The sequence below is a fragment of the Streptomyces malaysiensis subsp. malaysiensis genome, assembly GCF_040653035.1.
Taxonomy (GTDB): Bacteria; Actinomycetota; Actinomycetes; order Streptomycetales; family Streptomycetaceae; genus Streptomyces; species Streptomyces malaysiensis.
Genome location: NZ_JBEZNG010000002.1, coordinates 344,612 through 357,464, shown reverse-complemented (window position 1 = coordinate 357,464; position 12,853 = coordinate 344,612). Strand labels below are relative to the sequence as shown.

The 12,853-nt window shown below is 70.5% G+C and carries 11 protein-coding genes; 1 reads left to right on the top strand and 10 read right to left on the bottom strand.

The features are described from left to right. Positions 1-52: 52 nt before the first annotated feature. The 7 genes from AB0E24_RS05775 to AB0E24_RS05745 form a co-directional block, all read right to left on the bottom strand. The gene (locus AB0E24_RS05775) at positions 53-667 is read right to left on the bottom strand and encodes a hypothetical protein (protein ID WP_069862926.1); all 615 of its coding nucleotides are present in this window, start codon (positions 665-667) and stop codon (positions 53-55) included. Between the two features lie 8 nt (positions 668-675). Next, a complete protein-coding gene (locus tag AB0E24_RS05770; RefSeq protein WP_079255916.1) occupies positions 676-1,512 on the bottom strand; it encodes a carbohydrate ABC transporter permease in 837 nt (278 codons plus the stop codon). Then, entirely contained in the window at positions 1,509-2,480 is a 972-nt protein-coding gene (locus tag AB0E24_RS05765) for a carbohydrate ABC transporter permease (RefSeq protein WP_079255915.1), read from the bottom strand. Before AB0E24_RS05765 ends, AB0E24_RS05770 begins: the two co-directional genes overlap by 4 nt. Then, on the bottom strand, positions 2,477-3,811 hold the full coding sequence (locus tag AB0E24_RS05760) for an ABC transporter substrate-binding protein (RefSeq protein ID WP_359375037.1): 1,335 nt from the start codon (positions 3,809-3,811) through the stop codon (positions 2,477-2,479). Before AB0E24_RS05760 ends, AB0E24_RS05765 begins: the two co-directional genes overlap by 4 nt. A gap of 62 nt (positions 3,812-3,873) precedes the next feature. Further along, on the bottom strand, positions 3,874-4,602 hold the full coding sequence (locus tag AB0E24_RS05755) for a cupin domain-containing protein (protein WP_174882903.1): 729 nt from the start codon (positions 4,600-4,602) through the stop codon (positions 3,874-3,876). Continuing rightward, a complete protein-coding gene (locus AB0E24_RS05750) occupies positions 4,596-5,519 on the bottom strand; it encodes a DUF6807 domain-containing protein (RefSeq protein ID WP_359375036.1) in 924 nt (307 codons plus the stop codon). The genes AB0E24_RS05755 and AB0E24_RS05750 overlap by 7 nt, the downstream gene beginning before the upstream one ends. Beyond that, positions 5,516-6,664 (bottom strand): Gfo/Idh/MocA family protein, encoded by a 1,149-nt coding sequence (locus AB0E24_RS05745; protein ID WP_359375035.1) that lies wholly within the window; start codon positions 6,662-6,664, stop codon positions 5,516-5,518. The genes AB0E24_RS05750 and AB0E24_RS05745 overlap by 4 nt, the downstream gene beginning before the upstream one ends. A 264-nt stretch (positions 6,665-6,928) precedes the next feature. On the opposite strand from AB0E24_RS05745, the gene AB0E24_RS05740 reads away from it, so the two are divergent. Further along, complete coding sequence (locus AB0E24_RS05740) at positions 6,929-7,972, top strand: LacI family DNA-binding transcriptional regulator (protein ID WP_206331143.1); 1,044 nt, start codon at positions 6,929-6,931, stop codon at positions 7,970-7,972. Between the two features lie 51 nt (positions 7,973-8,023). On the opposite strand, the gene AB0E24_RS05735 is transcribed toward AB0E24_RS05740, so the two are convergent. From AB0E24_RS05735 to AB0E24_RS05725, 3 genes are all read right to left on the bottom strand, one after another. Continuing rightward, the gene (locus tag AB0E24_RS05735) at positions 8,024-9,775 is read right to left on the bottom strand and encodes a 3-keto-alpha-glucoside-1,2-lyase-like domain-containing protein (RefSeq protein ID WP_359375034.1); all 1,752 of its coding nucleotides are present in this window, start codon (positions 9,773-9,775) and stop codon (positions 8,024-8,026) included. Between the two features lie 128 nt (positions 9,776-9,903). Continuing rightward, positions 9,904-11,436 carry a sulfatase-like hydrolase/transferase gene (locus tag AB0E24_RS05730; RefSeq protein WP_359375033.1) on the bottom strand — a complete coding sequence of 511 codons (1,533 nt, stop codon included), beginning with the start codon at positions 11,434-11,436 and terminating at the stop codon, positions 9,904-9,906. Continuing rightward, positions 11,433-12,788 (bottom strand): MFS transporter, encoded by a 1,356-nt coding sequence (locus tag AB0E24_RS05725; protein ID WP_359375032.1) that lies wholly within the window; start codon positions 12,786-12,788, stop codon positions 11,433-11,435. Before AB0E24_RS05725 ends, AB0E24_RS05730 begins: the two co-directional genes overlap by 4 nt. Positions 12,789-12,853 lie beyond the last annotated feature (65 nt).

The following is a 12,853-nucleotide window of genomic DNA, read 5'->3' as shown; positions in this document are numbered from 1 at the left end:
ACTCCGGTGGTGTGGTGCGTGGGTGGGGGATGGGGAGGTGCCGCTGCGCGGTTCAGCTCTCCTGGGCGTCCGCGGGGGAGCGGAGGTCCACGACCGTGGCGGCGAACGCCAGCGGGCCCGGCAGCAGCGGGATCAGCAGCGGAATCGACCAGGCCAGGAGCCCGCTGAGAAGCACGGCACCGGCCAGCAGAAGACTGCCGCGCGGGTTCGCGGCCGAGCGGAGCAGCGCCTCGCGTGCGGACAGGGCGTGCGGCGCCTCCAGCGCGGCCGCCCGCAGCGCCACGACCGTGGCGCCCAGGATGAGCAGCGCGAGGGCGGGCGCCATGACGGCCGCTCCGGGCAGCGCGGCCCGCATCAGCGCGGCATCGATCAGGACGACCACCGCGAGCAGCGGCGGCACCAGCCCGAGGGCCGCCGACCGCGCGGACAGATGGGCACGGAGGTGAGCGATGTACGTACCGGCCCTGACCTGCACTCCGTTGCCCGCGGCCCGCCGGAGCGTCGCGGACGCGGCGGCGAACGCGGCCGGGGCCGTGACGACCGGCAGACAGGCGAGGCTGGTGAGCAGGCCGATGAGCAGCATGTCGGCGAAGAGGGTGAAGCCGGAGCCGAAGACCTCTCCTGGTTCCCGGCGCTCGCGCGGGGGCGCGATCGGTGCGTGGGCCATGGTGTGCCTCACCCCTTCAGTCCGGACGTGGCCATGCCCTGCACCAGGTAGCGCTGGAAGACGAAGAAGAACAGCACGATCGGCAGCACCGAGATCACCGACATGGCGAACATGGGCCCGTACGCGGAGGTGCTCGACTGGTCGACGAAGCTGCTCAGGGCGAGCGTGATGGTGTACTTCTCCGGCGCGAAGAGATAGATCATCTGCGTGAAGAAGTCGTTCCACGTCCAGATGAACGTGAAGATGGCCGTGGTGATCAGCGCGGGCCGGGCCAGCGGCAGCGTGATCGACCAGTAGGTACGGAAGGGACCGCAGCCGTCGATCCGCGCGGACTCCTCCAGCTCGCGCGGCAGGCCGCGCATGAACTGGACGATGAGGAAGACGAAGAACGCCTCGGTGGCCAGGAACTTCGGCAGGATCAGCGGCCAGAAACTGTCCACCAGGCCGAGCCGGTTGAAGATGATGTACTGCGGGATCAGCACGACGTGGTGCGGCAGCATCAGCGTCGCCACCATGAAGGCGAACATCACCTTGCTCATGCGGAAGCGCAGCCGGGCGAAGGCGTAGGCGGCCAGCGAGCAGGACAGGACGTTGCCGAGGACGGCGCCCCCCGCGATCAGCAGGGTGTTGCCGAGCAGATGTGTGACGGTGACGCCCGAGACCCCGTCCAGGGCGGTCGTGTAGTTCGACCACTCCAGGTGGCTGGGCCACAGATCGAGGCTGGTCATCACCTCGTCGGCCGGCTTCAGCGAGGTGGCCAGCAGCCAGACCAGCGGATACAGCAGGACGAGCAGCGCGACGGCCGAGATCGTGTGCGGCAGCCACCGCTTCGTGGCGATGTTCATCGGCCCTCCTCGTCCGCGTAGAAGACCCAGGACCGGGAGGTCCGGAACAGGATCAGGGTGATCGCGCCGATGGCGATCAGCAGCAGCCAGGCCATCGCCGCCGCGTATCCCATATGCGAGGCCGTGAAGCCGCGCTCGTACAGGTACAGCGTGTAGAACATCGTGGAGTCGGCGGGGCCGCCGTCACCGCCGCTGATGGCGAAGGCCGGGGTGAAGACCTGGAAGGAGTTGATGACCTCCAGGACCAGGTTGAAGAAGACGACCGGCGACAGCATCGGCACGGTGATGGACACGAACTGCCGCCAGCGGCCCGCGCCGTCGAGCGCCGCGGCCTCGTAGAGGTCGGGCGAGATCTGCTGGAGGCCCGCAAGGAAGATCACCATGGGCGCGCCGAACTGCCACACCGTCAGCAGGACGATCCCGTACACCGCGAGATGGGGGTTGCCGACCCAGCCGCCGGTGTGGATGCCCACCGAGTCCAGGACGTCCGCGACGGTGCCGCCGTCGTTGAACAGCGCCTTCCACACCAGGGCGATGGACATGCTCGCGCCGAGCAGGGACGGCGCGTAGAACGCGGAGCGGTAGAAGCCCCGGCCCCGGCTGAGGTTCTTCAGCAGCATCGCCACACCGAGGGCGAGGCCCAGCTTCAGCGGGACGGCCACGACGACGTACAGCATCGTGGTGCCGACCGACCGCCAGTAGCGGGGGTCCTCGGTCAGCATCTCCTTGTAGTTGCGCAGCCCCACCCAGTGCGGCGGGTCGAACAGGTTGTAGTCCGTGAACGACAGGTACAGGGACACGACCATCGGCACGAGGGTCAGCACGACCGCGCCGATCATCCACGGGGAGAGGAACACATAGGCGGGCCACTGCCGTTCACGGACCTGGCGCCGCTTGCTCTTCCGCGGGCCCGGCCGCGTCGTGCGGGCGGCGCGTTCGGGCGCACTCGTCGTCGAGACCGTGCTCATGACTCCAGCTCCCGGTTCGCCTCGTCGATGAGTTCACGTGCCGCCTGCCGCGGTGTGGCCATGCCGTACATCACGCGCTGGTAGCCCCGTTTGAACGCCGTCTGGATCGCGAGGTCGCCGGGCGGCGGTGCGGTCGGCGGGGCGTCCAGGCCGTACTTCTCCATCGTCTGCGAGTATTCGAAGATCTCCCGCTCCGGTCCCTCGAGCGTCTTGGCGACCCGGGCGGCGATCTTGCGGTTCGGCGGAGTGGACCGGGAGAAGCCGAGCATGTCGCCGGCCCGCGGGTCGTTCAGGAGGAAGTCGATCAACTGCGCCGCCTCCTTGGGGTGCTCGGTGTTCGCGCCGATGCCGAGGAGCATGGTCGGTTTGAAATACGTGCCCTGCCGGCCGCCGGTGGTGGGCACGGGCGCGAAGTGGATGTCCTCGCCGAGCAGACCCGTGTACCCGGGGAACGGTGCGTCCCAGGTGAAGTCGGCGGCCGCGAGACGGCGGCCGATGGGGCTGGTCTCGGTGCTCTTGGCCTGCGCGGTGTCCTTGGCCTGAGCGATGGCTCCCGCCCTGCGGAGCCGGTCGCGGAACGACCAGAAGGCGGTCAGATCGTCCTCGGTGAAGCCGAGTTTCGTCTGGTTCGCGTAGAGGTTCTTGCCGCGGCTGCGCAGCCAGGTCTCGAAGACGTCCTCGTTGTCGCCGCCGTCGTTGGAACCCGTGTAGGGGCGTCCGTCGGGGGACTTCATCCCCAGGGCGGCGATCTTCTCGTTGGCCTTCGCCCAGTCCTGCCAGGTCCAGCTGGGCCGGGGCGTGGCGATACCGGCCTTCTTGTAGACGGCGGAGTCGTAGGCGTATCCGGTGATGCCACGCCCCATGGGCAGGGCGAACTGCCTGCCCTCGTAGGTGCCGGTGCGCAGGAAGTCCTTGTCCATGTCGGAGGTGCGGACCGTCCGGTCCTCGATGACACCGTCCAGCGGCATGATCGCCTTGCCGCTCGCGTACTGGGAGATCTGCCGGTAGTCGAGCTGGACCACGTCGGGCACCCCACCGCCGGCCGCCTGGGTGGCCAGCTTCTGGAGATACGAGCCGAAGTCGCCGTTGGACGTGCGCACGGTGACACCGGGGTGTTCCTTCTCGAAGAGGCGGACCGCCTTCTCGGTGCGCGCGGCACGGTCGTCGTTGCCCCACCAGGAGAACCGGAGGGTGATGCCGGACGTGTCGCCGCTCGCGGCGGAGCACGCGGAGAGCGTGCCGGTCAGGGCGGTGCTGAGGCCGACGGCGGCAACGGCCAGGACGGCCCGGCGGCTCGGGCGTGGGAGCCGGCCGTTCGGAGGCTCGGGCATGGGGGCCTTCCAGGGGAGGAGAGGGTGTGCGGGGGAGTGCTGCGCAAGGCAGCCGGAGGGATTCAGATCCCCGGATAGACGTCCAGGCGGCCGCACATGCCGAAGCGTCCGCGTGCGGTGGGCCCGGTCGCGGCGACCCGGGCCTCGGTCAGATACCGCTCGTCCTTGTCGCGCAGGGCGGCGAGGTGGGCCGCGGTCGCCGACGTGGCGGCCCGCGCGCCGTCGCGCCAGCGCCGCTCCCAGGCGTCCACCAGGGGGCGTACGAGATCGGCGGCGGCCCGCTGGAACTCCGCCAGCGGCTTCGGGTCCCCGCTCTCGGTGGCGCCCCGCAGCTCCAGGAACCGGCGCGTCGCCAGATCGCGGCGGGCGCGGGCGACCGCCGCCTGCTCGGCCTCGGGGACATCGGAGGGGATCCGGATCGCGTCCGCGTAGGTCTCGGCGTCGGTGAGCAGGTCGGGCGGCAGCGTGAGCACGGCGTCGCCCGCCTCGGGCAGGCCGCTGTTCTGCATGACGACGGTGATCTCCAGACCGCCCTCGTTGACGAGGCGGTGGATCGTGCCGGGCGTGAACCAGGCCACGGTGCCCGGCTCCAGGGGCGTCTCCTGGTAGCCGGAGGTGGTCAGGGTCTGCACGGCGCCCCGGCCCGCCGTCACCACATACCCCTCGCCGCATGTGAGGTGCAGATGCGGGGTGCCACCGCCGGGCCTGCCGTCGACGGTGGGCCAGTCGTAGACCCGCAGCCGGGACACGCCGACGGCCGCGGGGAAGCCGTCGTAGGTCGCGCTCACCATGTGTGCCGGTCCAGGTGGGCGGTGACCTGCTCGCGGTCCCAGGCGCCGTCGGCGATGGTCACGCGGTAGCCACGGGAGAGGGTGTCGCCGGGGTCGAGGACGAGCTCCTCGTGGAACGCCCAGGACGGCGCGACCGCGGCGAACGGGTCGCTGCGCACGAACCAGTGCGCCGGGTGCGTCCCCTTCTCGCCCGCGTGGTCGTTGGCCGGTGCGTGTTCGAAGACGACCGTGGCGTGGCCGTCGCGCCCGTCGTGTTCACCGACGTATGCCAGCCAGGGAGCCTGGCTGCCCATGAGGTCGCCGCCCTCCGCCTCGGCGGTGAAGACGTGGCCGTCGCGGAAGGCGCGCGGGCCCCGCCAGAACAGCCCGGTGTATCCGGCGGCCGGGCGGCCGTGGGTGGTGGGGCTGCCGAAACGCAGCGGTTCCCTGCGGCGGTTGGTGACCGCCGAGGTCCATGTCAACGACCAGCTGCCGGCCCGCGGATCGACATCGCTCACCTCGATGCGGCGCTCCTCCTCGGCCCACAGCTCACCGTCGTACGGATGCCAGGTCAGCCGCTCGGCGATCACGGCCCGCCCGTCCGCGGCGGCGACCTCCTCGAAGGCGACGTGTGCCATCGAGCCGATCCGCTCCGGCAGCGCGACATACCCCTCGCCGTGGACATAGGTGTTCCCGCCCCACAGGTTCTGGCCCGACAGATGGGAGGCCGTCAGCTGGAGCCCCTTGTGCCAGCGGTGGTCGTTGGGCCGGTAGTCGGTGACGAGACCGCCGGAGAGGGTCCGGACCGGGTGCAGATACGGCTTGGGGGCCTCCCACGCGGCTTCGGGGCGGTACACATAGGCGAACAGTTCGGTGCCGGTCGCCTCGTGGGCCACGGTGATGCGGTCACCGTGGGCGTGGGTCAGTGCGAGCGTCATGCGTGGGCCTCTTCCTTGCGGGCGGTGTCCGGCGCCCAGCCCTGGGCGCCGCCGTGCAGCTCGGTGTAGTAGGGGTCGCCGGGGCCGATCTCCCCCGCGCGGACCGGGGTGTCGGTGAACGCGGACTTGTACAGGGCGGTGATGAACTCGAGCGTCTGCCGGCCGCCCGCGCCGCTGGTCGCGTGGCGGCGGCCCGCCCTGATGTCGGCCACCAGGGCGCGGAGCTGGGCCAGGTGCGAGCTGGGCTCGTCCGTGCCGAAGTCGCGCCAGGTGGCCACGGTCTCCTCGGGGACACCGGGGGCCGGGGTGATGCGCCAGTCCGCGTTGCGGTAGCCGTAGAGGTGGGTCAGTTCGATCGTGGCGAGCTCGCAGTCGATACGGATCCGGCTCACCTCGTCGGGGCTCAGCACGCTGTTGACCACGGTGGCCACGGCGCCGCTCGCGAACCGCACCTGCGCCGTCGACACGTCCTCGGTCTCCACGTCGTGCACGAGCCGCGCCGCCATCCCCCGCACCTCGCTCCAGGGCCCCATCAGGTCCAGGAGCAGATCCGTCTGGTGGATGCCGTGTCCCATGGCGGGCCCGCCGCCCTCGGTCGCCCACCGCCCGCGCCACGGAACGGAGTAGTAGGCGGCGTCCCGGTACCAGGTGGTCTGGCAGTGGGCGACGAGCGGGCGGCCGAACGCCCCGTCCCGCAGCAGCCGCCGCACATGGCGCGCGCCGGAGCCGAACCGGTGCTGGAAGACGATGGAGGCGTACGGTCCCGCGTCCCCGGGCTGCTCGGCGGTCTCGATGGCGTCGAAGTCGGCGAGGGAGGGGCACGGCGGCTTCTCGCACCACACCCAGGCGCCCGCCTTGAGCGCGGTCACCGCCTGGTCGCGGTGCACGGCGGGCGGTGTGCACAACACCACGAGATCGGGGCGCAGTTCGGCCAGGGTCGCGTCGAGGTCCGTCGAGGCGTGCGGGATCCCGGCACCGTCCGCGAACGCGCGCACCGCATCCATGTCGACGTCGACTGCGGCGACGAGCTCCACCTCGCCCGCGTCGGCGAGCGTCCGCAGCGCCGGCAGGTGGCTGGAGCGCGCGATGCCCCCGGTGCCGACCACGGCTGTGCGCAGTGGGGTGGTGGAGCGGTGCGAAGACATGCGGACCCTCTCATGAGATATGCGGTGAGCTTCGGCGCCGTAGGCACGGGCGGGCAGCCCGGACCCGTCCGACGGGCAGCAGTCGGCTGCCCGCGTGACGCCCTCGGTAGCAACCGCTTGCTATCGATTGGTTCCAACGTTGTAACCGCGATATCTCGCCACGGTCAACCCCTCGTCCGGAACGGGATTCCGAGCCACCCCGGCGCTGACAGTCCACCGCAGTCCATGCATAATGCGGAGAAACACAGGTGAGGAGGTTGGCCAGTGGCCGCGGTGACACTCAAGGACGTGGCGGAGCGAGCGGGGGTTTCGGTCAAGACCGTGTCCAACGTTGTACGCAATGCTCCCCGCGTATCCGAGGCCACGCGGAAGCGCGTACTGGAGGCCGTGCACCAGCTCGGCTACCGGCCCAACCCGTCGGCCCGCCGCCTGCGCACCGGGCACAGCGGTCTGATCGGCCTCGCCGTTCCGGATCTGGCCACGCCGTACTTCGCCGAACTCGCCCAGCACGTACGGGCCGAGGCCGCGCATCTGGGCCTGACCGTCCTGATCGAGGAGACGCTGGGCGACGCGACGGAGGAACTGCGCCTGGCGACCGGCGTCGGCGCGTCCCTGCTGGACGGTGTGATCCTGTCGCCCCTGGGCGTCTCGCCCGATGAACTCGCCGCCGTGGCCAATGAGTTCCCGCTGGTCCTGCTCGGGGAGCGCAGCTACGAGCGCGACCAGGTGGGGGCCGACCACGTCCTGATCGACAACGTCGCGGCGGCCCGCGATGCCACCGCGCACCTGGCCGGCCTCGGCCGTACGCGGATCGCCGCCATCGGTGTGGACCAGCAGGCGTCGGCGACCAGCCGTCAGCGCCTGGAGGGCTTCCAACTCGCCCTGCACGAGGCCGGGGTGACCTACGACCCCCGGCTCGCGCCCGCCATCAAGGAGTTCGACCGGCGCAACGGCCTGCTGGCGATGCGCGCCCTGACCGCCCTGCCGGCCCGCGTACGCCCCGACGCGGTCTTCTGCTTCAGCGATCTGCTGGCGGTCGGGGCCCAGCGCGCCCTGTTCGAAGCGGGGCTGACCATCCCGGACGACGTCGCCGTGGCGAGCATCGACGGCTCGGACGAGGCGCTCTACAGCACGCCGTCCCTCACATCCGTGGTCCCCGACAAGACCGCCATCGCCTCGCTGGCCGTGAAGTGCCTGGCGGCCCGCATCCGCTCGGCCGAGCCCCTGCCGTTCGAGGTGCACACGGCTCCGCATTGGCTGCACGCCCGGGAGTCCACGAACGGCGGGCGCCAACAGCTCTTTGGCTGATCCGGGCCGAGGGACCGCCGGGCGAAGGACGGTCCCTCGGCGCACGGGCGCTCAGCCGCTCCTGGTGACGGTCACATGCCGCCAGCTCGCGGTCCCGGCCTGGTCACGTACCCCGACCGCGCCCCGGGTGAAGGAACAGTCCGGATCCTTATAGGTGAAGCCGACCGGTGTGGCGGTGGAGCCCGAGGGCCTGCCGGTCACCGTGAGCGTGCAGCCCACGGCCTTCACCGTCAGGTGGTACCACGTCCCGGTGGCCAGGCCGCCGGGGACGGCCGTCTGCGCCAGCTCTCGCCAAGCGCCGTTCTGCTTGCCGAGGACGATCCGCCGCGAGGACACACCGACGTAGTATCCGTCGAGCGCGTCGGCCCCCTTGCCCGGGTCGGACGCCCGCACGACGAATCCGGCCTGCGCCCCGCCGTCGACGCGTACGTCGCCCGCCAGGCGGTAGTCGGTCCACCCGGTGGAGCCCGCGATCGACTTGTTCCCGCCGGTGCCACCGCAGGTCTCGGACAGGACACCGCCCGACGTCGCCCAGCAGCCCCCGTAGTCGACCCAGCCGGACCTGCCCTTCGCGAAGGCGTCGGCGTACGGCAGAACACCGCTGTTGGCCACCGCCGTGGCCTCCATGCAGCCGGTCGGACCGGTGGCGGTGGCCGTGGTGAAGCGGACCGTCCTGCCGGAGGCGTCCAGGAGCAGGTGCGGACTGTAGCTGGCGCTGCAATTCTGGGTGGGGTCGGCGACGGGCCCGAAGGGCGCCGGGGTCCAGGACCAGGGCCCGGACAGATCGGGGTCGTTGATGAAGACGGCCTGCCGGTCCTCGGGACTGAAGGCGTTCGTTCCCGTGTAGCGGGTCCGCATCCCGGTCAGCAGCAGCCGCCCCGAAGGACCGCGGGCCGGGCTCCATACGAGGTACGGACTGCTCCCGAGGTACCGGCCGTCGGATGTGACCGCCATCTTTCCCAGGTCCGAGGGTCCGGCGCCCCAGGTCGCACCCCCGTCGGTGGACGTCTTCGTATGGGCTTCGCAGTTGCGGCCCGCGCCGCAGATCTCGTACGCCATGACCATCCGCCCGTCCGGCAGCGTGGCGACGGTCGGCATCCCCGGACGGTCGGTGTCCACATCGCTCTGGACGTCGACGACGAGCCCGGGGGCGAAGTTCGTGGAGCCGTCGGGGCGCGCGCTCCAGGTGACACCGCCGTCGTTCGACACCATATGGGCGAGGATCTGGGCGTACTCGGGCTCGCGCCGCTCGTCGGAGAAGTACATGGCCAGGCGACCGGCGCCGTCGACGGTCAGGAACGGCTCCCAGATTCCGGATCCGCCGTGCGGCGCGCCGACACTGCCGCCGCCGGTCTGGAGGATCGACTGGAAGGTCCAGTGCGCCCCATGGTCCGTGCTCCGCCACAGGACGAAGTCGGTACGGACCTTCTCACTGGGCGCGATGTTTCCGGCGAGCAGCAGGGTGCCGGCCGGGAACTCGCCCATCTTCCTGGGGAGTTCGAAGAGGAACGGCTGCCAGAACTGGTCCGAGGGATGGTTCTCGCCCTCCAGCGGGTCGTCCAGTGTCGTGAGCGTCTTCCATGTCCTGCCGTCGTCCTTCGAGGTGCGGATGACGAAGTCGGACGCGGTGCCGTCCTTGGCCGCGTGCTCGAAGGTGCCGATGAGTGTGCCGTTGGCGGAACCGCTGTGCTGGAGGCGGATGATGCGGGAGTAGGCGAGGAACTCATTGCTCGACGCTCTGGTGTAGAAGCTGTCGCCCGGGTCGTTCGCCGCGGCGGTGAGCGGCTGGACGGCGGTGGTCATGGCGGTCAGCAGCAGGGCGAGCAGGAGCCCCAGCGTCCACCGGGCACTTCCCGTCCTTCCTGTTCTTCCTGTTCTTTCGGTTGTTTCGGTTCTTCTGGGTCTTCCGGCGCGCGGTTGCCGTCGCTGTCTCATGCGGATTGTCCCTTTCCCTCGGAATGCCGGTAGGGAGCCAGATGGTTGCGGGGGTCCCGCTTGAGCCGGTAGCCGCCGGGGACCGTGGGCAGCGGGTCCTCGGCCCGCATCTGCCACACGGCCAGCAGGGACAGCAGCCTGACGCGTTCATCGGCGGCCGCCGGGTCCGACCAGCGGTCCACCAGTTCCAGCGGGTCCTCGCGCAGGTTGTACAGGCGGAAATCCCCGACGATGTCGGCGTACAGGGTCCAGTCCCCGCTGCGGACCTTGCGGCGGCGCCCGCTCTGCGTGGCCGCGTTGAGCTCGTCCCAGCGGGGCTCGCCGTCCGGGCCGTCGAAGATGAGTCCGGGCATCTGGTCGGCCACGTCCTCGGGGCCGTAGGGGAGTCCTCCCATGCCCTGCTCCACGTAGACACTGCCGAACTCCTCCGCCGGACAGGGTCGTCCGGTCAGCGACGGCCACAGGCTGCGCCCCTGCACGCCGTCGGGCAGTTCGCGCCCCATCGCCTCGCAGAGCGTGGGCATGAGGTCCGCGAGCGAGACGTGCTCCGGACGCGGCTCGCCGGAGGGCCGCACCGCGTCCCCGTTGACGACCAGGGGAACTCTGGCCAGGATGTCCGGGATCTCCGTGCCCTTGCGCACCAGTCCGTATTCGCCGACGAAGTCGCCGTGGTCCGCGGTGGCGACGACGACGCGTTCGCGTACCCGGTGCCGGCTCTCCAGCCCCGCGAACAGGCGCCGCAGTTCGTCGTCGATGAGCCGCAGCATGCCGAAGTAATTGGAACGCGACGGGGCGATGGCGCCCTCGTAGTCGGCCACCGCGCGCTCGCCCAGGCCGCGCAGGTACCGCCAGGGGAAGGACTTGCCCTCCAGCGCCTCGGCCCCGGTGCGGGTCGGCGGCAGCGACTCCTCAGGGAACAGCGAGAAGTAGGGCTCGGGCACCTGATACGGATTGTGCGGCTCGGGGATGGACACCGTCAGCAGGAACGGCCGGTCCTCCGGGACGGTGGCGGCCCAGGCGAGTGCCTCGTCCACGATGCGGTGCGGGTTCTGGGCCTCGACCGGGAACGGCGTGGGCTCCTCGTGGGTGCGGTGCCGCAGCGCCGCCAGCCACGTGTCGAACTCCTTGTTCAACGCCTTGGAGGGAGCGGTCACTTGGCCGTCGTGCATGAACTCGACCCAGTGGTCCACGGACGAGGCGTCGAGGTAGGTGTGGTTCTTGCCGATCATCGCCGTGGCGTAACCGGCGGCGCGGGCCTCACCGAAGAGATCGGCGTCACGGACCGCGAGCCGGTGCGCCGGGTTCTGGGTGACGCGGTGCGCGCTGGGGAACCGTCCGGTCATCAGGCTGGTGCGCGCGGGGCAGCACAGCGGTGAGGTCGTGTAGGCGCGGTCGAACCAGGCCCCGGAGCGGCCCAGCTCATCGAGGAACGGCGTGGTGTCCAGCGGGAATCCCTCACGGGCGCTGACGTCGGCACGGTGCTGGTCGGTCAGGACGAGAACGATGTCGGGCTGGCGGCGCGCGGTCACGCTCGAGTGGTCCTTTCGGCGAGGTCGGCGCCGTCGGTCGACGGGCCGTCGGGGGTACGGAGGTCGGTGCGGGAGATCCGCAGGCCGATGACGGCCGCGCAGGCCGCGCTGAACAGGACCGAGACGACCACGGCGAGGGCCAGCCACCACGGCGAGCCGTCGGACGCCACGAGCATGGCGTACGCGACCGGTGGGGTGAGGCCGCCGAGGATCGAGCCGACCTGGTAGACGAACGACACCGCCGTGTAGCGCACCTCGGTGGGGAACAGCTCGGCCAGGAAGGTGCTCTGGACGGCGAACTGGGCCGAGTTACACAGCCGGAAGACCGTGATCCCGAGCACCATCCAGAAGAGCGTCCCGGTCTGGAGCAGGGCGAACAGGGGGAAGGTGGTCACGGCCATCGACAGCACACTCCATACGAAGGTGCGGCGGACCCCGAACCGGTCACCGACCCTGCCGAGGTAGAGCATCATCGGCAGGCAGATGATGCTCGGGATCATCGTTCCGACGATCCCGATGCTGTCGCTCCGGTGCAGGTAGGTGACGATGTACGCGGTCACCACGGGCCCGACGACATTGCCGGTGATGGCATCGGCCGCACGCGCGCCCAGCGCGAGCAGCAGCGGCGCCCAGTGGTCGCGCAGAAGTGTGATCAGCGGCGCCTTCTCCACCCCGCGCTTCTTCTGGAGGCGCGTGAAGTCCCCGCTCTCGGCAAGGCGTGTGCGCACCACGAGGGTGTAGACCAGCAGGATTCCGCTGAGCAGGAACGGGACCCGCCACACCCAGTCCTCGTACTGCGTATCCGAGGAGAGCCAGGTGCACAGCAGCACCAGCCCGCTGCTGAAGATGCCGCCCACCGGATTGCCGAGCTGCGGGATGGCACCGAAGAAGCCGCGCCGCTCCTTCGGCACCGACTCGATCGTGGCGAGCGCGGCGCCGGCGTACTCACCGCCGAGGCCGATGCCCTGCAACACCCGCAGGAACAGCAGGATGACCGGGGCGGCCGCGCCGATCGTGGCGTAACCGGGCAGCAGGCCGATCACGAACGTCGGGATGCCCATGAGCAGCATCGTGAGGATCAGGAGCTTCTTGCGGCCGACCCGGTCGCCGAAGTGCCCGAAGACCAGGCCGCCGATGGGCCGGGCGAAGAACCCGACGGCGGTGGTCGTGAGGGCCAGCAGGGAGCCGATCGCGCTGCTCTGCGTCGGGAAGAAGACGTGGCCGAAGACGAGTGCCGCGGTGGTTCCGTAGAGCCCGAAGTCGAACCACTCGAAGGTCGAGCCGAGGAAGCTGGCGAGCACGGTGCGACGCGCGGCGGGGGCTATCCGAGGCGGTGGGTCTGGCCTTGGCATACAGCGGCTCCACTGAGGATTTCAACGGTTACGGTAACCGTTGCATTGCGTGGACGTTAGGACCG